This window comes from Desulfitobacterium metallireducens DSM 15288 (genome assembly GCF_000231405.2).
Taxonomy (GTDB): Bacteria; Bacillota; Desulfitobacteriia; order Desulfitobacteriales; family Desulfitobacteriaceae; genus Desulfitobacterium_A; species Desulfitobacterium_A metallireducens.
The window spans coordinates 1,152,783-1,179,181 of sequence record NZ_CP007032.1 but is presented as its reverse complement, the minus strand read 5'-3'; the positions used below and the strand labels follow the sequence as shown (position 1 = coordinate 1,179,181).

Sequence of the window (26,399 nt, the reverse complement as noted above, 5' to 3'; positions counted from 1 at the left end):
TATATTGGATTGTGATCTTTATGCAATTTCATGCTCATCCTCTTGTTCCACAGATTTTAACTTATTCCTTTTCTTCAATGCATTTCCAATAATAATAACACACATCGCAAACACACCTGGAATCAGATAATTAAGAATCGGTATTTCCGATAGGAAACTAAAATATGAGTCATTTAATATCATACCACCTGCGGTAAATCCTAACAGACCAGCACCCAGAGAAACCAACCAGGGCCATTTTTTCATAAACTTTGAAATAATATTACTACCAAAAATGACGATTGGAATGCTAATCATTAAACCAAATACTAAGAGTAATATATTTCCTTTAGCTGCACCTGCTACAGCAAGGACATTATCCAAACTCATTAAGAAGTCAGCAAAAATAATGGTTTGAATGGCTTCCTTAAGACTTCCTGCTGCTTTAACGTTTTCATCATCATGTTTATCCTTGAGAAGGTTAATAGCGATCCCCGATAATAATACTCCTCCCACAGCCTGGATGAATGGTAGTTTTAAGAGCATAATTGCAACCGTCGCGAGAAAAATTCTAAGAGCGACTGCGCCAAAGGTTCCCCAGAATATCCCTTTCTTTCGATCCCTGTCATTTAAACGGAGTGTCGCTAAAGCGATAACTACTGCATTGTCTCCGCTTAAAATTAAATCGATAGCAACAATACTTAGTACTCCTCCTAATAGTCCTGCCATTGACTTTTTCATCCCTTTTACAAAAATTTTCCCTGAACAAGTCTTAAATATAACTTCTAACTTATTATATTATCATTCTTCCGAGAGATTGTCGAACTGAGAAACGCCTATGTACTTATAGTTAATATTCTGTTTCTGGCTAAATATCTTAATTAAAAAACAGGATAGCGTTTTAATTTTTAACGCTATCCTGTTTCATGTTACAAATGTTTCTCTAGTGCAACATTTGGTTTACCGAGCTTTTGCGGGCTCAACATTAACCTTCCGTCCTTTAATGAAGTTTTGATGCATACAACTGAGGACTCGGTTCGCATACTCTTCAGGTACTTCAACGAAAGTAAATTTATCATAAATATTGATCATCCCAATGATATTTCCAGGTATGCCACTTTCATCTGCAATCCAGCGTACAATATCCTGCGGCCTAATTTGTTGAAGTCGCCCAATATTCATAAACATGCGAACCATACCTTGAGCTGCTCCCGTGTTTCCAAAGCTAAATTCTTCATCGTTATCGTCAGTCCGCTCTTCGGCTCCTTCAACAGCAAATTGTAGCGCAGCAGCGGCGACATCGATCGAGTCATATTCTTCAACTAGGGCACTAACAATCGGGCGATACGTTGCCAAATGGTCCTTTTGCAACAACTTAATGAGTTGTTCTTTTAGGTTATCTGCTTGTCGTTCACTCACATCTGCTAAGGAAGGAAGTTCTTTCCGAATAATACGCGTCTTAATCAGGCGTTCAATCAAGCGAAGTTGACGATATTCTTTTGAGGAGATCAACGTGATAGCTTGACCCTTCCGTCCTGCCCGCCCGGTCCGACCGATCCGATGAACATAAGATTCAGGATCCTGAGGAATATCGAAGTTAATAACGTGGGTTACGTTATCAATATCTAAACCACGGGCTGCAACATCTGTTGCCACGAGTAGTTCAATCTTACCATCCCGGAAGCGTTTCATAACACGATCCCGTTGTTGTTGGCTTAAATCCCCGTGCAGTGCATCTGCAAAATATCCCCGTGCTTCCAAACTCGCAACGAGTTCGTCAACCCCGCGTTTCGTCCGGCAAAAAATAATAGCTTGCCCAATATCTTCCATGTCGATAATTCGGCAAAGTGCATCAACCTTAATTTTATCCCGAGTCTCATAGAATACCTGTTCAATAAGAGGTACGGTCAATTCATCTCGGCTGACAGCAACAGATTTAGGGTCTTTCATATAATGTTGGGCTAACTTACGAATAGCGAGTGGCATTGTTGCCGAAAATAGCATTACTTGACGATCTTCTGGGGGAACTTCTTTTAAAATGTGCTCAATATCTTCCACGAAGCCCATATCTAGCATTTCATCTGCTTCATCAAGCACGACCATTTTAACATATTGCAGTTTCAAGGTTCCCCGCTTCAGATGATCAAGAATCCGTCCTGGTGTTCCCACAACGACTTGGCTTCCGAAGCGAAGGGCTCTTATTTGACGATCAATCGATTGTCCTCCGTAGATAGGCAAAATCTTAACATGGCGATACTTTCCAATTTTCGCAAGCTCTTCAGACACTTGCACTGCAAGTTCTCGCGTTGGGCTTAAAATAATGGCTTGAACGGCTTGGAACTTTGGGTTTACTTTTTCGATGATGGGAATACCAAAAGCTGCAGTTTTACCAGTTCCCGTCTGAGCCTGTCCAATTAAATCAACACCTTCAAGCGCTAAAGGGATTGCTTCTTTCTGAATTGGGGAGGGCTCCTCAAATCCCATTTCTGAAAGCGATTGTAGTACTTGTTTGCTTAAGGCAATTTCCCCAAAGGATTGTAAACGTTCTACCATATGACTATAATGTGCTCCTTTCAACTTTTAACATATATTGACGGACCATATCTAAGGCAGCCATCACTGACAATTGCCGAATTGACTCCCTCTGACCGTGAAACTGAAATTTGCTCGCTTGGACGCCTTCCGGAGTAGCTAGGCCAATGTAGACTAAGCCTACCGGTTTTACATCGTTTCCACCACCTGGACCCGCAATTCCTGTAATTCCAACCGCGAGATCAGAACCTGAGCGTTCTTTGACTCCCGCTGCCATTTCGCACGCAGTTTCTGGGCTAACCGCTCCATACGCTTGCAACGTTTGAGGGTTAACTCCTAGGAACTTCTCTTTTAGTGAATTGGAATAACTTACGACACCGCCTAAATAAATCTCCGAACTACCGGGTTCTTGAGTTAAAGTTGCTCCAAGCAACCCTCCCGTACAAGATTCCGCTGTCGAGATCGTGAATTGTCTTGATTTTAAGATCTCATTGACAATTCCCAGCATAGTTTCATCATTTGTTCCGAATACCCTAGCTTCTAAACGTTCTCGAATGATCCGCTCAGTTTTATCAAAAAGTGCTATTGCTTTCGGCTCACTTTCTGATCTAATAACCAATCGGACATGCATCTCTGAATGTTTGGCAAGCAACGTCATCCCTAATTGATCATTCCCCATCAAATCCTGCAGTGATTGTTCTATCTCCGATTCTCCTAAACCAAAGATCTTGATCACCCGACTATACATACGTTCCATGTTGTTTACTACTAATTTTTCCAAGAAAGGAAACACAGAATCATCAAACATGGGTTTCATTTCAGCCGGCGGGCCTGGCAAGATCACAATCGTTCTCCCCTTATGCTGAATAATTGCACCTGGGGCTGTTCCATGATTATTAGTAAGAATTTTTGAACCTTCAGGGAAATAAGCTTCCTTTTCTTCGGTTTTAGGCATAACTGAACCACGACTCGAAAAAAAATGCTGGATACGCTCCAAGCTGCCAGAATCGAGCTGTAAATTCAGGCCTAGGACCTTAGCGACTAATTCCTTCGTCATATCATCAACAGTAGGCCCGGTTCCACCTGTCGTCACCAATAATTCTGAACGATTAATAGCCCGCTTCAGAACCTGTTCGACCCGTTCCCGGTTATCCCCTACTGTGGTATGGTAATCCACTTCAATCCCAAGCTCTGATAATTTGCCCGTTAAATAATGGGCGCTGGTATTTAGAGTTTGTCCGAGTAGTATCTCTGTACCTGTAGCGATAATTTCAGCTTTCATAGTATTTTATCACTCTCCACCATTAAACGCAAACTAACGCGATTTTTCCATCATTTAAGATTTCTCTTTTTATAAGGATTCCCATTACGTCTCTATTTATATCTTATTTCTTATCGTAAAAAGATTTATCCTGCTTCCGGTTGACTAAAATTCAGATATAAAAAAACTCGGTCAAGGCCGAGTTTCAAATTATTTATGCTACTGTTCCAAGGTACAAACGAAGTTTTTCTCCGCTAATACTTTCTTCCTCTTTCAAAAGATCAACAATTTGGAGTAAAATTGTTTTTCCCTCGTTTATGATTTCCTGAGTTCTTTGCTCAAGTTTGCTTAGAATATCACGAGTCACTGCCTGCCTCTGATCAGTACCGAGTTTGCTGACATCCACAACTCCCAATTCGGACATCCCTGAAGCTAGCATTTTCTCAACTAAGCGCAAGGCCTGTTCGTAGTCTCCCGCCGAGCCAGTACTTCGTGCGCCCAACACGGCTTCTTCTGCTAAAGCGCCAGCCAAGGCAATCATAATTTGCTCTTCTAACATTTCTTGAGTATAAAGGTAAAGATCGTCCTTCGGGTAATGGCGAACATACCCTAAAGTATTTCCTCGTGAGCGAATTGAAATTTGGGATACTGAATGGGGATGGACCCGTTCAGCCAGTATAGCATGCCCGCTTTCATGAACAGCCACTCGTTTTAATTCTTCGACGGTGGGTTTACGATCGAGTTTTTCTCCTAATAAGACTTTTTCAACCGCTTCTCGAAAATGTTTCATTTCAATTTCTTGGGCGTCATCACGCAACGCCAAAACGGCAGCTTCATTCGTGACACTTTCGAGATGTGCCCCTGAAAAGCTAAATGTCTCTTGAGCGATTTTTTCTAAGTTAACATCCTCTGCTAAAGGTTTATTCCGTGTATGAATGTTGAGGATTGCCAGCCTGCCTTCCTTATCTGGCAAATCAACCTTGACCTGCCGGTCAAAACGACCCGGTCTTAATAAAGCAGAATCAAGAGCATCTGCACGGTTCGTCGCCGCAAGAACCAAGATTTGAATTTCTTGCTCTAACCCTAATCCATCCATTTCGACTAAGAGCTGATTTAAGGTTTGATCATATTCATGATGAGAAACGTTACTTCCTCGCTTTGCCCCAAGAATATCAATCTCATCGATAAAAATAATCGCACTCGATTTTTTTTGTTTATGGGCAAGATCTTTGGCTCTGTGGAATAACTTACGAACCCGTTCAGCGCCTACGCCAGCATACATTTCCACAAATTCGCTTCCTGATATTGCTAGGAATGAAGAATTTGTATAGCGAGCCGCTGCTTTCGCCAAAAGAGTTTTACCTGTCCCTGGCGGGCCGGATAATAAAATCCCTTTCAGCGGACGAATTCCCAATTCCTTCATACGCTCTGAATATAACAAAAAATCTAAAGCTTCCTGTAGTTCTTTTTTGGCTGCGCTTTGTCCCCCAATATCTTCAAAATCCACCGAGGTATCTGAAATCTGAACCCCTCTTCCGGACGTCGTTAACACCTGTCTCTGAATAACTAATTTCCAAACAAGAAAAGCCCCCACTCCTAAAAACGCAAGAGGTAAAACGTTATAACCGATTACCCAAAGAAAGAGGAAAAGCCCAATTCCAGCACCTATTACAATATCAATACCCATTTATGCTCCTCCTCTCATTGACTTCTAGATGGTAAAAATTTTCCTTGACCCGGGCGTTCAATAACCTCAAGCAACTGAGCTTGTCCCTGTGTTAAGTTCACATAAATTCCTTCACTGTTCATCGATAACTCGAGATCCACCCTGGCTTGGGTTGCTTGTTGTTGAAGTGTTTCTTCCATCTGCGTGAAATTTCCTTGAGTGATACCTTCTTGTAAGGGAAATTCCATCTTCGCCATTAGCCTTTCTAATTCAGGTGTTCTCTGATCTTTTAAACGTATTGGATTTTCCCCTGCCAGCGTTTCGAGTTGCTGCCCTACTTTTTCTAGATTTTGAACATGGTTTGTCGTTACTTCTAAAACTTTTTGTCCATTCTCCGCTGTAATCTGCGCCGAAATGACACCACTTATTTGGCGACTATTTTGAGCTAACTGTCCATTAACCCAGTTCGTTCTATAAAGAATTTGGCCACCCAATAAAAGTCCAAAAGCGAGAATTCCCACAAAACTAATCCTTAGAATTCTTTGTTTCATCATCGACATCTGTACCCTCCATTTCATGTACTTGATCTCAACAAAAATTTGGTATATCAATTTTGATATATCACATTATATCATCAAATGTATACTTGACGGTTATATAAATATATCCACATATGTTAAATTTAGAGAACAAAAAAAGAAGAATTGCTCTTTTTAGAGAATCCTTCTTTGAACACTTTTTATCGTTAATTTACTTACGGAATATCGTCTTCATTTTCACCATATAATCTATACCTGAAAGTAACGTAAAGAATAAGGCAATATAGAGGAACGGCTGGCCTACCGGAATATGCACGAGCGATAAGGGCCAATCCTCAAGGAGTATAGCCGAAATAGCAATGACTTGGGTGACGGTTTTAATCTTACCCAGCTTACTCGCGCTAATGACGATTCCATCTGCTGAGGCAATGGCTCTTAGTCCTGTAACCGCGAACTCCCGTCCAAGGATCACCCAAGCAACCCAGGCAGGTACACTTCCAAGCTCAACTAAAGAAATCAACGCTGCTGATACGAGGAGTTTATCCGCCAGCGGGTCCATAAATTTACCAAGAGTCGTGACCTGACCGCGTTTGCGAGCGATATAGCCATCTAAGCCATCGGTAGTGGCTGCTAAAATAAAAATTATAGCAGCCACTGTATCTTGATAAGGGATAATCGTATGCCCTTTAGCATCTTGAATCAGCAAAAAAGCCATAAAAACCGGTATTAAAATAATTCGGGCCAATGTGAGTCGATTGGGTAAATTCACGAAACAACCTCTCCCATTAAGTCATAACTATCCACTTCATGGATTTTGACTTGAGTAAATTCACCAATTTTCAATTCTTGTGACGAGTTTACATAAACTGAACCATCAATTTCGGGCGCATCCCCTTCTGATCGTCCTAGATAGCGTCCATCCGGTAATTTTTCTTCGATTAAGACTTTTAAGGTCTTCCCTATCCAGCGTTGCTGGCGTTCTAGGGCTATCCCTTGTTGAACCTGCATCAAATCGTCACGACGTTGTTCACGAATTTCATGCGGAACCTGATCTTCTCGTTGAGCCGCAGGTGTAGATTCTTCTTGCGAATAAGCAAAGGCACCTAAGCGATCAAAACCTACGCGTTTAACAAATGCCAATAAATTGGCGAACTGGACCTCCGTCTCTCCCGGGAACCCCGTAATCATCGTAGTTCTAATCTGGATATCCGGCATCGCTTGACGCAATTTCTTAATCAATATTTCAGTTTCTTCACTCGTTCCCCGGCGATTCATTTCTTTTAGAATCTGGTTGTCCGCATGTTGCAGAGGTAAATCAATGTAGCGGCAAACCTTTGGCGTCTCCTTCATCGTTTGAATCAGTTCGTCTGAAAATAAATCAGGGTAACAGTACATCAGACGGATCCATTCGATTCCTTGAATCTCGGCAACCTTACGGACTAAAGAAGGAAGTCTTAATTCTCCATAAAGATCCTTGCCATATCGCGTTGTATCCTGAGCAATCAGAAGTATTTCTTTAACCCCTTCATCAGCCATCTGTCGAATTTCGCGCAGGATGGATTCTTCAGGACGACTCCGAAAATGCCCTCTTACTTTAGGAATAATGCAATAAGTACAAAAATTATCGCACCCTTCCGCGACCTTTACATACGCGTAATGTTTTGGTGAAAGACGTTGCCTCGGCATCAAATCATTATAAAGAAATTCAGGAGCTCCTTGAGTCACATGTTTGGTCTTATGAATTTGAGCCTCATCAATGACTTCAAGAACCTCTGCCAAATTGCCTGTGCCTAAAATTCCATCAAGTTCTTGAATATCCGTCATCAGTTCTTCGCCATAACGTTGTGCTAGACAACCTGCCGCAAGCAAAGTTTGGCAGTGCCCCTCTTGTTTGTACTGAGCCATTTCAAGAATTGTATCAACAGACTCCTCTTTAGCACTATCAATGAAAGTACACGTATTAACAATAATAATATCAGCCTGTTCAAGTTCCTGAACTAAGTCATATTTTTCACTGATACGACCGGACATAACCTCGCTGTCCACCTGATTTTTCGGGCATCCGAGTGTCACTATAGCTACTTTTTTACTCAAAAACTGCACCTCAATATCTACATAACCTCATGCATTCTTCTAATAGTATAAACCAACTTCTCCTAACGGTCAAAAACTATATAGAACAATAAAGTTTCACAAGACAATTTTTATCCTATAATATATGTGTATAATAAACTTGAATATTTAAAGAGTGAGGCGTTTTTAACAATGAAAGAACTTTCTCCCGTAGATTTTTGTGGTTGTGGCGATACCGGTTATTTAACTAAACGAACAATTCCGATCGACTTGGCTCAGGGAATGGGCCATATTCATCAAGTCCCCGTCTATCATTGTGGCAGTAAACTATGTGACCAATATACCCTTCCCTCACCGGTTGTTCCGCGCATTGATGACTTAGCCGATATGATGGAACAGCGAAATCTAAATTCTTTAGATTTTAGTTGGGAAGATCAGGAGGATGGTCCACAGGATTCTTTGGCTCTTATCGAAGCCTTTATCTGGAAATTTAACAATCGCAAATATGAGGATGCCACTGTCGTTTTTATCATCCCTGCGCAATCCATTATCTTTCAGAGTCAACTGGATAATACCGAATTTTATCAACTGCAATATCTTCAGAAGGATGAAAAAGGAACCTGGTTTTCTTTAAACAAATTCTATTCAGATGAACCCCTCACGCTTGAGGAATTCCTCGATTTTGAACCAACCTATACCAAGGAATTAGGGTTTATTGATTTTAATGAAGTGGAGGATGCTTTGATCGAAGAGTTTGGAGCGATTATTTAGCTTTCTTCTTTTTTAGCTTTGTTCTTTTGGCCTGATTTTCGTTCTTTACGTTTTTAGTGCTCTTTGCGCTGCTTGTACTCTTCGCAGTACCCCTAGAGAACACTGCTTTACTAGGTTCGCTCGCGCGGGAGCTTCTCTTCGAGCTAAACTTTTCTAAAGTCGATCCCTCCATTTTCCCCTCGCCTGATCCTTTGGATCTATTGTAAAAAGGATGTTTCGGGCGAATCAGACATTTCGGTCCATAACCAATGAGGTCCTCACGATGAGCCTTTTTCAGTGCCTTTTCAACGAGTCCGTAATTTTTCGGATTTCGATACTGAATTAAGGCTCGTTGCATCGCTTTTTCTTCCATACTTCGAGGAACGTAAACACTTTCCATCGTACGGGGATCTAAACCTGTAAAATACATACATGTGGCTAGAGTTCCTGGAGTCGGGATAAAATCCTGAACTTGTTCGGGATTAACGCCCATATCGCGTACATATTCTGCTAATTCAATCGCCTCTCGCAATCCACTTCCAGGGTGTGAAGACATGAGGTAAGGAACCAGAAACTGTTTCTTACCTAACTCCTCATTGACCTCTTTAAATTCCTTGGCAAAAGTGTCATAAACCTTTCTTCCGGGTTTACCCATTCTTTTAAGCACCTGATCGCTTACATGCTCGGGTGCCACTTTAAGTTGTCCACTAACGTGGTATTCACAAAGCTCGCGTAAGAAGTCGGTTTTCTTGTCGGCGAGTACTACATCATAACGGATACCTGAACGTACGAAGACCTTCTTAACCTTGGGAATACTCCTCAAACGGCGCAAAAGTTGGATGTATTCTCCATGATCCACATCAGCTTTTGGGCAGGGTGAGGGAAAAAGACACTGTCGCTGGGGACAGGCCCCTCTGTTAAGCTGTGCTTGGCACGCGGGACGTCGAAAGTTAGCCGTAGGTCCACCCACATCATGAATATACCCTTTAAAATCAGGATGCCAGGTTAAGCGCTCTGCTTCCCGAATAATTGATTCTTGGCTACGGCTTTGAACAATTCTACCCTGATGAAAGGTGATCGCACAAAAAGAGCAGGAACCATAGCATCCCCGTGCACTGACCAAGCTAAACTCGACTTCTGTAATAGCAGGAACCCCACCTTCTTCTTCGTATATTGGATGATAGGTACCCATATAAGGTAAAGCATAGACTGCATCCATTTCTGACTGTGAGAGAGGATATCCAGGTCCATACTGTAATACCCCTTCCTTGCCATGGAGTTGGTACATAGCTTGACCTCGAATGGGATCCTGCTGATTATATTGAACCCAAAATGCTTCAGCATACTTCCTCTTATCTGCAGCGACTTCCTTAGCTGAAGGAAGTTCGATGACTTGCTCAGGAAGTTCCCCCTTCCAAGGGACCATCGTCCCTCGAATTCCTTGAATATCTCGTACAGGAATTCCTGTTTCTAATTGTTTGGCAATTTCCACGATAGCCTTTTCGCCCATGCCGAAAACAAGTATATCGGCCTGACTATCCAAGAGAATCGAGTTTTTTACCTTATTGCTCCAAAAATCATAATGGGCAAATCGGCGTAAGGAAGCTTCAATTCCTCCGAGTACGACAGGAAGTCCTGGGAAGGCCTCCCGCACACGATTAGAATAAACAACGGTTGAATGGTCGGGTCTTAGTCCCGCTTTTCCGCCTGGGGAATAAACATCCTTAGCGCGTCTCTTCTTAGCCGCAGTATAGTGGTCGACCATGGAATCGAGATTTCCTCCTGAAATAAGGCAACCCAACCGGGGTCGGCCTAAAACTTCAAAGGATTCAAGGTCTTTCCAATCCGGTTGGGCAATAACTCCCACCCGATATCCTTCTTTCTCTAGCACTCTTGAAATAATAGCTATTCCAAAAGTGCAATGATCGACATAAGCGTCTCCGGTTATGAGCAGGAAGTCCAGTTCCCGCCACCCCCGTTTTTTCATATCCTCTTGAGTTATGGGTAAAAACTGTTGCTTCTTAATCAGTATCACTCCAATTCTTTAAAGAACTAAAAGTAAAACTCCCACTGGAAGTGGGAGATCTCGAAAATATCTCTTTCGCTAAAACCTTTTAACGATAATTAATAAATTGCAGGTCAATCCCTAAATCTTGTTGCCGGAGCAGGGCAATTACAGCCTGGAGGTCATCTTTATCTTTACCCGTAACCCGAACCTGATCACCCTGGATAGAGCTTGAGACTTTAATCTTGCTCTCCTTGATCAGTTTATTGACTTGTTTGGCCTTTTCCTGAGAAATTCCCTGAACCAATTTAGCTTCCTGCCGTACCGTATCACTTGCAGCTGGTGTAACTTTTCCATAATCCAACGCTTTCAATGAAACCTGTCTTTTCACCAGCTTACTCTCGAGTATATCCACAACATTACGCAATTTAAAATCATCATCTGAAACTAAGATGATTTTATCCTCCTGAAGTTCAATTGATGATTTACTATTTTTAAAATCAAAACGTTGTTCAATTTCTTTTTGCGCTTGGTGGATAGCATTACTCACTTCTTGCATCTCAACTTGGGAAACTATATCGAATGAAGATTCCTTAGCCAAAGCCATTCTCTCCTTTTCCTACATTTTTTACAGCTGTGCTTTTCATTATTGCGGTTGTACTGAAGGTTGTGAGGTTTGACCAGTTTGAGTTTGAGCCGAAATTTGGTTCAAGGTTTCCTTATTAAGGACGACATTGCGAACAACTTGTCCAGCCGTACCAAAAGAGGGAACATTTTTACCATTTAGGGTAATTGTTATTCCTCCAGCATTTCCGACTGTAACAAATTCGATTGTTTCAGCACCAGACAGTTCTTTCGTTGTGCCAAGAGAAAAGGTTCCTTCGAGAGCCGGTTTACCGTCAACATTCACGACTAACCAGCAAGGTTGAGTAAATACGATTTGTGCTTTTAATCCATCTGTCGTTGCAGCAATAACACTAGGCGGATTCTGAGGTGTGGTATTCTGCGCTTGATCTGGGCTGACCTCAGATGCTGGCTTTTGTTCAGTTTGCGGAGCACTAGGCAAAGGAACAGGCGTGTAATCTGCCGTTTTAACTTCTCCGCCCTGCTTACTCAATGACGCAATTCCTGCTACAGCTCCTACAGCAAGAAAGCCCACCAAAACTGCTACCATGGGGCGAAACCAAACAGGCCTTCGAAGAGAAGTAGACGTTCTAAGATCGGACTCACTTTTCGGTTGCAGGACAGGTTCACTCGCTTTATAAAGTTCCAATACCTCCTCAGAATTTATCCCAAGATGTTTGGAGTAAGTTCGTAAGAAACCCTTAACATAGGTCGCTCCGGGTAAGATCGAATAATTTTCATTTTCCATCGCCTCAAGATAACGCACCCGGATCTTCGTTACATCTTCGGCCTGAATTATACTCCACCCTTTTTCTTCACGTGCTATCTGAAGGAGTTTTCCCTCGCCTGCCATACCAAACCCTCCTTAATTGATACGTCATGTTTATTTTGCTAAATTTCGTCTGCTTGAATGGATATTCCAATTTGAACAGCCACTTCCTTATCCAGAAAGTTTTTCAACTCTTGAATTGCTCGATCTGGAGCAATTTGGCTCAGCTCAAACTCATACTCAAGACTTGATTCATTGGGATATCCGTAAAGCGCATCATAATACTCAAGCAGATTTTGTGTAAAATCCGCTAAACGATTTTCCTCTAGAAGCAAATTGTATTGTTCTAACTTCTTATGCCCAAGTGTCTTCGCAAGCCGGATCAATGCTTCCCGGATTTGAGTAAGGGAATCAGGAATTTCCGTATATTCTTGAACTAGCCGTTTGACACGATTAGGGATCGAATCGTAAACGAGGATCTGCGTCCCCTGCTGCATGGCGTTATAAAATTTAACCGGTAACGTAACACGTCCAATGCGTTTACTTTCACATTCGACAATGATATACGAATATCCCTTATCTTTGATTTCCCTCAACTCTTCGTAAAGTAAAGCTTCGAATTTTTTTTGTGAAGGGGCAGCACCTAAACCGACATCGCCAAAAACTGACCCTCGATTATTCGCTAATTTTTCTAGATCAATCGACGGATAGCCCTCACTTTTTAATTGCTTAAGGATCTCGGTCTTACCCACTCCAGTATTTCCCCTCAAGACAACGAATTTTAAGAATGGCTCCTGTTCGAAAAACTCGACAACATTTTTACGATAGGACTTGTATCCTCCTTGCAAACGGTATACTGGAACTCCCATAAGATCCAAAACCGAAGCCAAGGATTTGCTTCTCATCCCACCTCGCCAGCAAAAAAGAACGAGCGGTCCTTGTTCTGACCAAATTTGAGCCTGTTTTATCAAGTCCGGCAATTTCGGGCTAATAAATTTCAATCCTTCTTCTCTCGCTAAGGCAGGTGAAGTTTGGGTATAAGTGGTTCCCACTTGCGCCCGTTCTTCATTATTCAAAAGAGGCAGATTCAGAGCACCCGGAATAGTGGCCTCCTGATATTCTCCTTCGGAACGTACATCAACAAGAATTGGATTCTCTAAATTTTCCAATTCCTCTACAATAATTTCGCGAATCATTTTTTATTCCCTTCTGGAAGACTGTATTCTCTTTTATCATAAATCCTACCCGCTAAATCCGCAACTTATTTACCGACAATTTCCTCCATTAAACCAAATTTTTGTTCGAATTGTCCTCTTGTTAAGAGAACTTCACGAGGTTTAGAACCCTCATATCCTCCGACGACGCCTTTTTCCTCTAAAAAATCCATAAGACGCGCTGCCCGCGTATATCCAATTCTGAGTCTTCTTTGTAAGAGAGACACAGAAGCATTACCCGACTCGATGAACAAAAGTGAGGCTTGATGGAACAACTCGTCTCCTGCTGCTTCAACTTTACTACTCTCTATTTCGATGTTAGGGATCTCCTGATATTCAGGGGTTGCCTGATTTTGCAAAAAATGAACCACGTTTTCCACTTCTTTGTCAGCTAGAAAACATCCTTGGACACGTATCGGTTTACTGGAACCCATAGGCGAATAGAGCATATCACCACGTCCTAATAACTTTTCTGCCCCATTCATATCCAAGATCGTTCGTGAATCTGTCTGCGAAGAAACGGCAAAGGCGATACGTGAAGGGATATTTGCCTTAATCAAGCCCGTAATGACATCGACTGAAGGTCTCTGGGTTGCAATAATCAGATGAATACCTGCCGCCCTCGCCATCTGAGCCAACCGACAAATTGAATCCTCAACATCACCCGGGGCAACCATCATTAAATCAGCAAGCTCATCAATAATCACGACCACATAAGGTAAGGGAGGAGCATCCTCTTTTTTTTCTTGGGTTTTTAGAAAATTATAGCGAACGATATCACGCACACCTGAGGATGCAAACAACTCATAGCGTGTTTCCATTTCCGTAACGATCCATTTCAGAGCACCTGCTGCTTTCTTTGGATCGGTTACGACAGGGGCGATCAGATGAGGAACGCCATTATAATTTGTAAGTTCTACCATTTTAGGATCCACAAGTAAAAATTTAACCTCATCAGGACGGGCCTTAAATAAAATACTGTTAATTAACGTATTCACGCAAACCGATTTTCCGGACCCGGTCGCACCTGCAATTAGTAAATGAGGCATTTTAGTTAAATCAGCAATGATTGGGGTTCCTGTGATATCTTTTCCCAAAGCCACTGATAATTTCCCCTTGGCATTTTGAAATTCTGGAGTCTCCAGGACTTCTCGAAAATGGACCATGGCAATCTCTCGATTCGGCACTTCGATTCCGACAACAGATTTTCCGGGAACTGGAGCTTCAATCCGAACGTCAGATGAGGCCAAACTCAAGGCTATATCATCGGCAAGGCTCGTAATCCGACTCACCTTCACCCCTGGTGCGGGTTGCGCTTCATAGCGGGTAATAGCAGGTCCCTGAGTAACATGTGTGACTTTCACCTTCACTCCGAAGCTTCCTAGTGTATCTTCAAGGATCTTAACATTATCCGCTAAGTCCTTATTGATGCGTGGGTTTTTAACTTTTAAAGACTTCTCTAACAACGTAAAGTTTGGTAATTGGTATGTTGTATTATCTTTTTGAACCTGTCGCGAAATGGGGGTACTCGTCAATTTTCCCGGAGGCAGAATTTCCCCCTGACGATGATTCTTCTCTTCCCCTTCTTGTTCTTGGCCCTGTTTTGATGAAAAAGCAAAACTAGATTGTGCAAGTTCTACTCCTTCTAAATTTTTTGTATCTATTTCGATATCTTGAAAATCAGGTCTGTCTTGTAATGTTTGAATAATAAGGGGGCGTTCTACAACATCAGGATCAAGAACTTTGGTGGAAATAATCTCATCCTTAATTTCCTTTTTCTTAATGATCTTTTTCATGTTCTTTTTCACGGATGCATCTGGTTCCTGTTGACCTTCTTGCTTTTCATCGGGCTCCGGATCTTGAACCACGCAGACAAATTCTTGGACCTGTTCCTTGACCCACTGTCCCATTTGCTTAGCGATCTGCTTCGCTTCCTGAACCCCACCAATTAAAGAACGATTCGTGACAAGCAGAGCACCGATCAAAGAAAACATGATCAAGATAACATAGCCTCCAGCGATCCCAACCGAGGATTTCAAGAGAATAGCAATCCCGGCACCAACGATTCCTCCACCTAGTCCACTTTTGCCCGCTTGCCAAAGATCAGCTCTAGAAAAGGCTTCTACTCCCGGAAGCTGAAAATGGAGAATTCCCTCTAGTACAAGCCAAAGCAGGAGTACGCCACCGATACGCCATCTATTATCAAGATGACGCCGATTCATATAAGCGATACCCCAAAGTCCGAGCAGAATAAGCACCCAAATCCTACCCCCGCCTGCAAAAACAGTAAGGGCATATTTTAACTTTTCACCCATAAATCCGCTCGGTCCTGAATAGAGCATGACAATTCCCAGTGTTGCCATGCCCAAAGCCAATATTCCAACGACTTCATGCTGTACAGTTTCCTTAATCGTTGGCATTTTCTTTACCGTGCGGCGTGGTGTTTTTCTCTTCGCCACAAATAATCCCCCACACCTTCTGATTTCTTAGTTCTAAATTAATACTTTTCTCTACACAATTGAGTATCCCTTTTGTTTTATCCATTTTTTTCCTATACGTTTATTATCTCTTATTAGTATAATATAGAAACTTCACTTATGTATAGTTTTCGACGCTTTATAGAACGAAAAAGCGGGAACTTATGCCCGCTTTTTCTTGATTTCTAATTCGTCTTTTGGACCTCAATTAAACGCTTCATTTCTGCATAAGCTTCTTTCAGCCCCCCGACAGCATCAATCAACCCAACATCAACAGCATCTTGCCCAATAAGAATTGTTCCAATATCCTGAGCTAGTTCACCTGTCGCAAACATCAATTTCTTCAGATCTTCTTCTGATACTTTCGAATGCTGGACAATAAAGCTATTAATCCGCTCTTGCATTTTTTGAAGATACTCAAACTGTTGATGACCGTTGATGACCAAGCCAGTATAACGAATTGGGTGAACAGTCATTGTTCCGGTTGGAGAAATGAAGCTCTTACTACAACTAACAGCAATCGGGATTCCGATGCTATGTCCGCCCCCGAGAACCAAGGAGACACTCGGCTTACTTAGACTACTAACTAACTCGGATATAGCTAAACCTGCTTCAACGTCTCCCCCAGCTGTATTTAAGATGAGCAAAATTCCTTCAATCTTTGGATTTTGCTCAACTGCAACTAGTTGAGGAATCACATGTTCATACTTCGTCGCCTTAGATTGTGCGGGTAAAATCTGATGTCCTTCAATTTGCCCAACTACGGTTAAACAATAGATATTTTCAGCAGGTTCCGGTATTCGAATTTGTCCTAACTCTTTGAGATTTTGTACTTCCGGATTTTTTGACTCTTCCTCAAAGCCCTCATTATTTTTTAGCATGAGTATGACACTCCTTCATCTCCATATCCCTTAACTCCACTTTTGGTTAGAGTTGAAAACTCAACCTGAAGTAAGTTTCTTTTATATTATGGAAGGCTTATGTCATAAACATACAAATCATTTGTCTTTTAAATAATTACTTCGGAGGATCAAATCTGCAAGAGCTATTCCTTGAATCTCCTGATTTTGTTCTTCTACCGAAACAGGTGTTCCTTTATATTCTCCGTTGGCGAGGATTGCAAAATCCTTTTGAGTATTCAGCAGATTCCGCCCGAACGCTGTTTGACTGTATTTATCCTCTGGAATCCCCATAAGATAAGCTAATGTAGGTAAAAGATCAATTTGTCCACCCGTAGTCTTAATCTCCTGACCGGTCAACCCCTTATGATAAATGATCAAGGGTATACGTTTGGAATTATCTAGATACCAACTTTCAGGGTCTTCTATTGCTTGAACTTCGTTATCGTAGTACTTATGCACTCCAGTGTGATCTCCGTAAATTGCGATGGTGGTATTCTCTAAGATTCCTTTCTCCTCTAGCGTTGTCAGAAATGTCCCCAGTTGCTCATCCGTATAATGAATACTTTGAAAATAGCCCCCTAACTTCGTCTTATTCAACTTCTCATCAAGATCCATCGTTTGAAACTTTTCCGGGAGCTCAAAAGGGCTATGGCTAGATAACGTCACCATAAAGGTGTAGAAGGGGTATTTCTTTTCAGTAATGAGTGGAACCACTTGTTTGAGATAGCTCCCATCACTAACGCCTAACCCAATTTGTTCATCTTGATTGAAGTATGAGGCATCCGTCGTTTTCTGAAAACCGATCCCTTGAAGTGCGGATTGCCAATTCCATAATGCTCCTTTATCAGCATGGATCGCTTGCGTATTATACCCTTGACTTTCCAAAAGCTTTGGCAACGAATTATAGGTGTTCTGAGGAAAACGGAAGAACGTTGCCCCTTTTCGAGCGGGATAAACTGAAGTATTCGTCATCAATTCTGCATCGGAACTATTCCCGTTATAGACTTGCTCATAGTAATTCGAGAAATATAAGCTATTACTTAGAAGTTTATTCAGATTTGGTGTGATTTCTTGTCCATTAACCCTTTGATTAATAACGGAGTTTTCCAGGGACTCAACCTGAATGACGAGCAGATTTTCCCCCTTGTAAAGCCCTGCATACTGGTTAGGAGGTAAATTTTCCTGCTTTTCATCAAACCAGGTTTTGAGCTGTTCACTTTCTTGAACCGTAAACGTATACGGTTTCGTATCCTCGTAGTAATTGTAAAGGTCATAAAGGTGATACCCCAAAGGGGATAAGTTCGTTAACGTTTGATTCGGCGCCCAGGCTACTCTGAAAAGCATCGTGTCACCGTTCCCTTTGATATCTAGATGAACATGTTGATAATAAATACCAGAAATCGAGACACCAAGTAAAAAGAAACACAATAAAAAGCTTCTTTCCGCACGGGCATAAAGATTACGTACGCGGAGACCAATCACCCCTAAAACAAGCAAATCGACAACAAATAGCAGATCAACTGGGCGGAGCATGGAAATAATCGACGAGAAAAGATTATCCAAATTAGATGATTGACTCAATAGAAAAGGCGTAAGAAAACTACCAAACCCACGAAAATACATTAAATCGACGATGAGAAATAAGGAGATAACAAAATCAATACTCAATAAAGCCCAGTAATGACGTTTACCTTTAAATAAATAGGTAAAGCTAAGAAAAATAACGATGAAGAAAACATAAACACTAAGTGGGGGGGGGGAACTAAAACTCTTAAATGCATGTAATGCACTAAAGTTTGTCCCATTATTATTGACTAAACCAATAAAAAGAATAGATTTAAGCAAAAGTGAAATAACCATGAAAAAGAAAAGCCCATCTTTAAGGAAAAAGGCTAACTTCGCTTTGAAGTCAATTTCTCTTTTCCGTGAAGAAGGTAGTAACGGAGCTTGCCCGATTTCTCCTGAATTATAAGCAAGGTTATCATTATTCGTAGACAAAAAACACCCATCCTTTACTCAAAACAAACAGTTTTCATACTATAACTACGATCATGTCAGTAACTTCGATATTTTAACATAAATTCCTCTTGTTAAATAATACATTAAATAGCAGACTTGGCAAGTATATCATCAACTTTCCACCTTATGTTGAGGCAAAAGGAAGATAAGAAATAAACTTACAACGCTAAAAAAAAGCACTCCCCAAAATACATTTTTAAGAGATAAAGAGAGGCCCGTTGTAATCTGTTGAATGAGCTCCTGTGGTAATTGACTCCTCTTAGTCTCATCGAGGAGTGTATTTACAACATTCAGATCTAAAGAATATTGTCCCGCGGAGATGCTTTTAAAATAACTGAGTAATCGCATGTTCAAAATCCCGCCCAATAATGCTGCACCGATTGTATTCCCTAAAATATTCATAAACATATTCGAAGCTGTTGCGACACCACGATCCTCCCATCCCACACTATCTTGGATGGCAACTATAAATACAGTCCGGGTAAACCCCATACCAATTCCAATAAGAAATGACCCAATTGCTCCCCAAACCCAGCCTCTATTTGGCATTATATTTACAAAAAATATACTTCCAGATACAATCCAGATTCCGCCCCAGAGCGCGATCTTCCTAAAACCATATTTTAGCACGAATTTACCTGCTAACGCGGCTGAAATTAACCATCCAATTGACATAACGCCTAAGCTAAACCCTGCAATTAACGCCGACTGGTTCATCACGCCTTGAACATAAGTAGGTAAAAAGGACGAAATACCAATTAGGACAATGCCGGTGGTCAACGTTGCAATATTTGAAATAAGAATTGCTGGATCTCTCCAGAGCTCGAGCTTAATAATAGGCTCACTTGCTATTTTCTCTTGGAAAATAAAAAGCGTTATACCTACTCCGAAAGCTACAAACATTGACAGCACTTGAGGAGACAACCATTTCCATACTGTTCCTGCTTGTATTAAAACAATCATCAACACGCTAATGGAAATAAAAATGTAGATTGAGCCAAGATAGTCGATCTCATGAGGTTGCATCTGAATATCCTCTTTAAGGAAAACAACAATCCCTAAAGCAGCAAAGATCCCGATCGGGATATTTACCCAGAATACCCAAGCCCAGTGAATATACTGTACAAAAAAAGCACCTAAAGCCGGTCCGAAGATGGAAGCGAATCCCCAAACGCTGGAAATATAACCCTGGACTTTTGCACGTTCTTTAAGCGAATAGATATCCCCTACAATTGTCATAGCAATAGACTGGATTGCCCCAGCCCCTAGACCTTGAACGAGTCGGAAGAGGATTAGCGTCTGCATAGTTTTTGCGAAACCACAAAGAAAGGAGCCAATGATAAAAATAATTATTCCAATAGTAAACACTGGTTTTCTGCCATAAATATCTGCAAACTTTCCATAAAGCGGAATCGTCACTGCTTGAGCCAGTAAAAACACAGAAAATACCCAACTAAAGAGAGAAAATCCCCCAAGCTCAGCAACGATATTCGGCATAGCTGTCGCTATAATAGTTCCTTCGATTGCAGCCATAAACATAGCCAACATAATACTAACTAATATAAAGCCGCGTTTTGTTTGTCGTTGAATCTCCAATATACTTTTTACCTCTCTGTCAATCCATTAAACTCAGAATTAAATGCTTCTAGTTCATTATAGAGAAAGAGCTACGCTCTCGCAACGTAGATCTTTCTCTGTAACGGGTTTAATAGAATGTTCACGAGAGGAAATTCAAAATGGATTTCATGAATGCATTGAAATTTCTAATTTCAAATAAGCCGTGCAGATTTCCAGATAAAGCAATCTTATCTTTAGAAGCTTATTGTATCGATGTAACGATTTTAGCTAATCTTTGCAACATGCAATATATAAATGGACAAAACACTGTTACATATTTGAGCTTTTCAATTCAAATATAATCTCATTTAAATGCGTACGTATCCAACATCCTCAGATATCAGGCACAATTGAGTTTTCACGCAGTAAAAAGAAAAAAGCAAAGAGACCATCAATTAAGATAGTCTCTCTGCTTTTGCTTACCTGGCGACGACCTACTTTCCCAGGACCCTGCGGTCCAAGTATCATCGGCCCTGGAGGTCTTAACTTCCGTGTTCGAGATGGGAACGGGTGGAACCCCTCCGGCATAATCACCAGATCGTTTGAAGTTTTCAGGGCTCTTTTCAGAGCTTTCTGTTCCTTCAAAACTACACAGATCTTTTCGTTTTTCTTCAAGTCATCAGTTTCAACCTTCATGGCTCATTAGGTCAAGCCCTCGACCGATTAGTACCCGTCAGCTCCACACGTCACCGCGCTTCCACATTGGGCCTATCTACCTGATCATCTTTCAGGGGTCTTACCAGCTTGTGCTGTGGGAAATCTCATCTTGAGGTCGGTTTCGCGCTTAGATGCTTTCAGCGCTTATCCGATCCGGATATAGCTACCCAGCTATGCCTCTGGCGAGACAACTGGTACACCAGTGATCCGTCCAACCCGGTCCTCTCGTACTAGGGTCAGCTCCCCTCAAATTTCCTGCGCCTGCGACGGATAGGGACCGAACTGTCTCACGACGTTCTGAACCCAGCTCACGTACCGCTTTAATGGGCGAACAGCCCAACCCTTGGGACCTACTACAGCCCCAGGATGCGATGAGCCGACATCGAGGTGCCAAACCTCCCCGTCGATATGGACTCTTGGGGGAGATAAGCCTGTTATCCCCAGGGTAGCTTTTATCCGTTGAGCGATGGCCCTTCCACTCGGTACCACCGGATCACTAAGCCCGACTTTCGTCCCTGCTCGACTTGTTGGTCTCGCAGTCAAGCTCCCTTTTGCCTTTACACTCTTCGCGCGATTTCCATCCGCGCTGAGGGAACCTTTGGGCGCCTCCGTTACTCTTTAGGAGGCGACCGCCCCAGTCAAACTGCCCACCTGACACGGTCCTCAACCCCGATTCAGGGGTCTAAGTTAGAATTTCAGTACAAAAAGAGTGGTATCCCACCGGCGACTCCACCAAGGCTGGCGCCCTAGCTTCTTAGTCTCCCACCTATCCTGTACATTTTATACCAAAATCCAATGTCAAGCTACAGTAAAGCTCCATGGGGTCTTTCTGTCCTGTCGCAGGTAACCCGCATCTTCACGGGTATTACAATTTCGCCGAGTCCCTCGTTGAGACAGTGTCCAGATCGTTACGCCTTTCGTGCGGGTCAGAACTTACCTGACAAGGAATTTCGCTACCTTAGGACCGTTATAGTTACGGCCGCCGTTTACTGGGGCTTCAATTCAAAGCTTCGCCTTGCGGCTAACCTCTCCTCTTAACCTTCCAGCACCGGGCAGGCGTCAGCTCCTATACTTCTCTTTTCAGATTGGCAGGAACCTGTGTTTTTGTTAAACAGTCGCCTGGACCATTTCTCTGCGGCTCTTCTTGCGAAGAGCGCCCCTTCTCCCGAAGTTACGGGGCTATTTTGCCGAGTTCCTTAACGAGGGTTTTCTCGCGCGCCTTAGGATTCTCTCCTTATCTACCTGTGTCGGTTTGCGGTACGGGCTCTCTCTCACTCACTAGAGGCTTTTCTTGACAGCTTGGAGTCGGTTACTTCGCTACTTATTTTCGCTCCCCATTACCTTTCAGGCAACGCGTAAGACGGATTTACCTGCCTCACACCCTACGGGCTTGGGCGTGCTCAACCAACGGCACGCTTAACCTATCCTTCTGTGTCACCCCATCGCTAATAACGTTTAAGAGAGGTACTGGAATATCCACCAGTTGTCCATCACCTACGCCTTTCGGCCTCGGCTTAGGTCCCGACTGACCCTGGGCGGACGAGCCTTCCCCAGGAAACCTTAGATTTTCGGCGGGTGAGATTCTCACTCACCTTTTCGCATACTCATACCGGCATTCTCACTTCCAAGCTCTCCACCCAACCTTCCAGTTGAACTTCGCTGACCTTGGAACGCTCCCCTACCCCTTACAGTAAACTGTAAAGCCATAGCTTCGGTGATACGCTTGAGCCCCGTTACATTTTCGGCGCAGAACCACTCGACCAGTGAGCTATTACGCACTCTTTAAATGGTGGCTGCTTCTGAGCCAACATCCTGGTTGTCTGTGCAATTCCACATCCTTTTCCACTTAGCGTATACTTTGGGACCTTAGCTGATGGTCTGGGCTGTTTCCCTTTTGACTATGAAGCTTATCCCCCACAGTCTGACTCCCAATCTAAATTCTTGGCATTCAGAGTTTGATAAGGTTCGGTAACCCGGTAAGGCCCCTAGCCTATTCAGTGCTTTACCGCCAAGAATCATCAATTGAGGCTAGCCCTAAAGCTATTTCGGGGAGAACCAGCTATCTCCGTGTTCGATTGGCATTTCACCCCTACCCACAGTTCATCCCTTGCCTTTTCAACGACAGTGAGTTCGGGCCTCCAGTAGGTTTTACCCCACCTTCACCCTGACCATGGGTAGATCACACGGTTTCGGGTCTACAGCATGTAACTTGTCGCCCTTTTCAGACTCGCTTTCGCTTCGGCTCCAGCTTCTCGCTTTAACCTCGCTACATACCGTAACTCGCCGGTTCATTCTACAAAAGGCACGCCATCACACCTCAAGGGTGCTTTGACTGCTTGTAAGCGTACGGTTTCAGGTTCTTTTTCACTCCCCTCCCGGGGTGCTTTTCACCTTTCCCTCACGGTACTGGTTCACTATCGGTCGCTAAGGAGTATTTAGCCTTGGGAGGTGGTCCTCCCGGTTTCCCACGGGGTTTCTCGTGTCCCGCGGTACTCAGGATACCCTCACAGCATTTCTTCTTTTCGCTTACAGGAGTGTTACCTTCTTTGCTGAATCTTTCCAGATTTCTTCAGCTAAGAATTAATGCTTAATAGAGGGTCCTACAACCCCAAGCTCCGAAGAGCTTGGTTTGGGCTCTTCCCGTTTCGCTCGCCGCTACTCAGGGAATCGATTATTCTTTCTCTTCCTCCGGGTACTTAGATGTTTCAGTTCCCCGGGTTGTCCTCTTTAACCTATCTATTCAGTTAAAGATCATTGGATATAACTCCAATGGGGTTGCCCCATTCGGGTATCCACGGATCAATGCATGCTTACTGCTCCCCGTGGCATTTCGCTGTTAACCGCGCCCTTCTTCGACTCTTAGCGCCTAGGCATCCACCGTACGCCCTTAGTAGCTTGACCTAAATCTTTTCGCCACTTCAGGTTTTTATATGAATCCTTTGACTTTTGAAAAACTATTTTCTCTGTGCAGTTTTCAAAGAACACCATTTTTTTGGGCCAATTCTGAGGGTTTATTCTCTGGATTGGACAAAAAATTTAGAGAAGCCATTTCTGGTCTCTCAAAACTAAACAACAAAGGAAAGCTTACGCTTCTTTACAGCCTCGCAGATTGCTCTGCGCTTTTGCCTTTTCGGCTTTTGAGTCTTTCGACTCTACCCTTCAATCGATTCCGTTTCTCCAAAGAGATTCTTCCTCGATTGAGGATCGACCATAGGATTAGTTAACTTAAAATCTTAAGCTAACATGTCTCCTTAGAAAGGAGGTGATCCAGCCGCACCTTCCGATACGGCTACCTTGTTACGACTTCACCCCAATCATCGGCCCCACCTTCGACGGCTAGCTCCCTTTCGGGTTACCTCACCGGCTTCGGGGTGTTGCAGACTTTCGTGGTGTGACGGGCGGTGTGTACAAGGCCCGGGAACGTATTCACCGCAGTATGCTGACCTGCGATTACTAGCGATTCCAACTTCATGTTCTCGAGTTGCAGAGAACAATCCGAACTGAGACCGGCTTTCTCGGATTTGCTCCACCTCGCGGCTTCGCTTCCGTCTGTACCGGCCATTGTAGCACGTGTGTAGCCCAAGACATAAGGGGCATGATGATTTGACGTCATCCCCACCTTCCTCCGGTTTATCACCGGCAGTCTGTCTAGAGTGCTCGACCTTACTCGTTAGCAACTAAACATAGGGGTTGCGCTCGTTGCGGGACTTAACCCAACATCTCACGACACGAGCTGACGACAACCATGCACCACCTGTCTCTACGTTCCCCGAAGGGCACTCCTTAGTTTCCTAAGAATTCGTAGGATGTCAAGCCTTGGTAAGGTTCTTCGCGTTGCGTCGAATTAAACCACATGCTCCACCGCTTGTGCGGGCCCCCGTCAATTCCTTTGAGTTTCAACCTTGCGGCCGTACTCCCCAGGCGGAGTGCTTATTGTGTTAACTGCGGCACAGAAGGGGTCGATACCCTCTACACCTAGCACTCATCGTTTACGGCGTGGACTACCAGGGTATCTAATCCTGTTTGCTCCCCACGCTTTCGCGCCTCAGCGTCAGTTACAGTCCAGAAAGTCGCCTTCGCCACTGGTGTTCCTCCACATCTCTACGCATTTCACCGCTACACGTGGAAGTTCCACTTTCCTCTCCTGTCCTCAAGATAACCAGTTTCCGATGCAGGCTTGGGGTTGAGCCCCAAGTTTTCACACCAGACTTAATTATCCGCCTACGCGCCCTTTACGCCCAATGATTCCGGACAACGCTTGCCCCCTACGTATTACCGCGGCTGCTGGCACGTAGTTAGCCGGGGCTTCCTCCTCAGGTACCGTCATGTAAATACACTATTTGCATATCTACCGTTCGTCCCTGAAAACAGTACTTTACAACCCGAAGGCCTTCATCATACACGCGGCGTTGCTCCGTCAGACTTTCGTCCATTGCGGAAGATTCCCCACTGCTGCCTCCCGTAGGAGCCTGGGCCGTGTCTCAGTCCCAGTGTGGCCGTTCACCCTCTCAGGCCGGCTACTGATCGTCGCCTTGGTAGGCCTTTACCCCACCAACTAGCTAATCAGACGCGGGTCCATCCATTATCGATAGCATGTTCAGAGGCCATCTTTCTTTAACCGATGATGCCATCAGTTAAACGTATCCGGTATTAGCCCTCGTTTCCAAGGGTTGTCCCGATTTAATGGGTAGGTTACCCACGCGTTACTCACCCGTCCGCCACTAAAACTCGCTAAGCAAGCTTATTGAGTTCTCCGTTCGACTTGCATGTGTTAGGCACGCCGCCAGCGTTCGTCCTGAGCCAGGATCAAACTCTCCATAAAATTTATGAAGAAAATTTGATTGCTCAAATTCATCTCAAACTCTTTAACGAGTCACTTGGCTGTTCCTTGTTGTTTAGTTTTCAAAGACCAATCTTTGTCGTCGCAATCACTCGCGACAGTTATTTATTTTAGTCAGATTGACTCTCTCGAGTCAAGTGCCTTTTTCGCTTCTGAACTTCATTTGAAGCCCGTCTGCGTGGATTCTTAGATTAACATTTTCTCTCTACCGAGTCAAGTGTCATTTCTAAGCCCCCATGCACTTGCCAGCATTTCTGCCGGCTTCGGAACGGCTGTCCCTTAGCGCTCAATTAGAATACCATAGGGAATACTATGTGTCAACATAAAGTTTATTATGTCGATTTCTAACTAATTTACTACTCAAAATATATGGCAGGTCATTCAATAACTGCAGGGTTGCTCCTAGTACCTAGGCTGAGGACTTCCACTCTTAAGCAAGAATGCTTGTTTCATCTTTGAACCAACCTATTTATAT

Annotated in this window: 17 protein-coding genes and 3 rRNA genes; 2 read left to right on the top strand and 18 right to left on the bottom strand. The window is 43.2% G+C overall.

Going from position 1 to position 26,399, the window contains the following annotated elements; translation table 11 throughout:
* Nucleotides 1–18: 18 nt before the first annotated feature.
* The 7 genes from DESME_RS05700 to rimO all read right to left on the bottom strand — a co-directional run bounded on the left by DESME_RS05700 (nucleotide 19) and on the right by rimO (nucleotide 8,071).
* A complete protein-coding gene (locus tag DESME_RS05700; protein WP_006715684.1) occupies nucleotides 19–708 on the bottom strand; it encodes a TerC family protein in 690 nt (229 codons plus the stop codon).
* Between the two features lie 231 nt (nucleotides 709–939).
* Nucleotides 940–2,532 carry a DEAD/DEAH box helicase gene (locus tag DESME_RS05695; RefSeq protein WP_006715685.1) on the bottom strand — a complete coding sequence of 531 codons (1,593 nt, stop codon included), beginning with the start codon at nucleotides 2,530–2,532 and terminating at the stop codon, nucleotides 940–942.
* Nucleotides 2,533–2,536: 4 nt separating this feature from the next.
* Entirely contained in the window at nucleotides 2,537–3,793 is a 1,257-nt protein-coding gene (locus tag DESME_RS05690) for a competence/damage-inducible protein A (protein ID WP_006715686.1), read from the bottom strand.
* A gap of 193 nt (nucleotides 3,794–3,986) precedes the next feature.
* Nucleotides 3,987–5,459 (bottom strand): AAA family ATPase, encoded by a 1,473-nt coding sequence (locus DESME_RS05685; protein ID WP_006715687.1) that lies wholly within the window; start codon nucleotides 5,457–5,459, stop codon nucleotides 3,987–3,989.
* A gap of 14 nt (nucleotides 5,460–5,473) precedes the next feature.
* Nucleotides 5,474–5,998 (bottom strand): hypothetical protein, encoded by a 525-nt coding sequence (locus tag DESME_RS05680; protein WP_006715688.1) that lies wholly within the window; start codon nucleotides 5,996–5,998, stop codon nucleotides 5,474–5,476.
* A 190-nt stretch (nucleotides 5,999–6,188) separates the two neighbouring features.
* Nucleotides 6,189–6,746 (bottom strand): CDP-diacylglycerol--glycerol-3-phosphate 3-phosphatidyltransferase, encoded by a 558-nt coding sequence (pgsA, locus tag DESME_RS05675; protein ID WP_006715689.1) that lies wholly within the window; start codon nucleotides 6,744–6,746, stop codon nucleotides 6,189–6,191.
* Nucleotides 6,743–8,071 (bottom strand): 30S ribosomal protein S12 methylthiotransferase RimO, encoded by a 1,329-nt coding sequence (rimO, locus tag DESME_RS05670; protein ID WP_006715690.1) that lies wholly within the window; start codon nucleotides 8,069–8,071, stop codon nucleotides 6,743–6,745. Before rimO ends, pgsA begins: the two co-directional genes overlap by 4 nt.
* A 171-nt stretch (nucleotides 8,072–8,242) precedes the next feature.
* Between rimO and DESME_RS05665 the strand changes: the two genes are divergently transcribed.
* On the top strand, nucleotides 8,243–8,821 hold the full coding sequence (locus tag DESME_RS05665) for a hypothetical protein (protein WP_006715691.1): 579 nt from the start codon (nucleotides 8,243–8,245) through the stop codon (nucleotides 8,819–8,821).
* Here the strand turns inward: DESME_RS05665 and DESME_RS05660 are convergent.
* The 8 genes from DESME_RS05660 to DESME_RS05625 all read right to left on the bottom strand — a co-directional run bounded on the left by DESME_RS05660 (nucleotide 8,814) and on the right by DESME_RS05625 (nucleotide 20,406).
* The gene (locus DESME_RS05660; RefSeq protein WP_242837444.1) at nucleotides 8,814–10,787 is read right to left on the bottom strand and encodes a YgiQ family radical SAM protein; all 1,974 of its coding nucleotides are present in this window, start codon (nucleotides 10,785–10,787) and stop codon (nucleotides 8,814–8,816) included. The genes DESME_RS05665 and DESME_RS05660 overlap by 8 nt on opposite strands.
* 127 nt (nucleotides 10,788–10,914) lie before the next feature.
* On the bottom strand, nucleotides 10,915–11,406 hold the full coding sequence (locus DESME_RS05655; protein ID WP_006715693.1) for a YajQ family cyclic di-GMP-binding protein: 492 nt from the start codon (nucleotides 11,404–11,406) through the stop codon (nucleotides 10,915–10,917).
* Between the two features lie 45 nt (nucleotides 11,407–11,451).
* Nucleotides 11,452–12,282 (bottom strand): helix-turn-helix domain-containing protein, encoded by an 831-nt coding sequence (locus DESME_RS05650; RefSeq protein ID WP_006715694.1) that lies wholly within the window; start codon nucleotides 12,280–12,282, stop codon nucleotides 11,452–11,454.
* Between the two features lie 38 nt (nucleotides 12,283–12,320).
* On the bottom strand, nucleotides 12,321–13,394 hold the full coding sequence (mnmH, locus tag DESME_RS05645) for a tRNA 2-selenouridine(34) synthase MnmH (protein WP_006715695.1): 1,074 nt from the start codon (nucleotides 13,392–13,394) through the stop codon (nucleotides 12,321–12,323).
* A gap of 65 nt (nucleotides 13,395–13,459) precedes the next feature.
* Nucleotides 13,460–15,832: a DNA translocase FtsK gene (locus DESME_RS05640; protein WP_051414010.1), complete on the bottom strand. Its 2,373-nt coding sequence runs from the start codon at nucleotides 15,830–15,832 to the stop codon at nucleotides 13,460–13,462.
* Nucleotides 15,833–16,074: 242 nt separating this feature from the next.
* Nucleotides 16,075–16,770, bottom strand: a complete 696-nt coding sequence (locus DESME_RS05635) for a ClpP family protease (RefSeq protein WP_006715698.1) — start codon at nucleotides 16,768–16,770, stop codon at nucleotides 16,075–16,077.
* 117 nt (nucleotides 16,771–16,887) lie between these two features.
* A complete protein-coding gene (locus DESME_RS05630; RefSeq protein ID WP_006715699.1) occupies nucleotides 16,888–18,789 on the bottom strand; it encodes an LTA synthase family protein in 1,902 nt (633 codons plus the stop codon).
* A gap of 132 nt (nucleotides 18,790–18,921) precedes the next feature.
* On the bottom strand, nucleotides 18,922–20,406 hold the full coding sequence (locus DESME_RS05625) for an MDR family MFS transporter (RefSeq protein ID WP_006715700.1): 1,485 nt from the start codon (nucleotides 20,404–20,406) through the stop codon (nucleotides 18,922–18,924).
* Between the two features lie 140 nt (nucleotides 20,407–20,546).
* Between DESME_RS05625 and DESME_RS05620 the strand changes: the two genes are divergently transcribed.
* Nucleotides 20,547–20,729 carry a DUF2284 domain-containing protein gene (locus DESME_RS05620; RefSeq protein ID WP_006715701.1) on the top strand — a complete coding sequence of 61 codons (183 nt, stop codon included), beginning with the start codon at nucleotides 20,547–20,549 and terminating at the stop codon, nucleotides 20,727–20,729.
* 119 nt (nucleotides 20,730–20,848) lie between these two features.
* Here DESME_RS05620 and rrf read toward each other — a convergent pair.
* The 3 genes from rrf to DESME_RS05605 all read right to left on the bottom strand — a co-directional run bounded on the left by rrf (nucleotide 20,849) and on the right by DESME_RS05605 (nucleotide 25,906).
* Nucleotides 20,849–20,965 (bottom strand): 5S ribosomal RNA (gene rrf / locus DESME_RS05615).
* A gap of 105 nt (nucleotides 20,966–21,070) precedes the next feature.
* A 23S ribosomal RNA gene (locus DESME_RS05610) occupies nucleotides 21,071–23,985 on the bottom strand.
* A 354-nt stretch (nucleotides 23,986–24,339) separates the two neighbouring features.
* Nucleotides 24,340–25,906 (bottom strand): 16S ribosomal RNA (locus DESME_RS05605).
* Together the 16S, 23S and 5S rRNA genes form the textbook arrangement of a ribosomal RNA operon.
* Nucleotides 25,907–26,399: the final 493 nt, after the last annotated feature.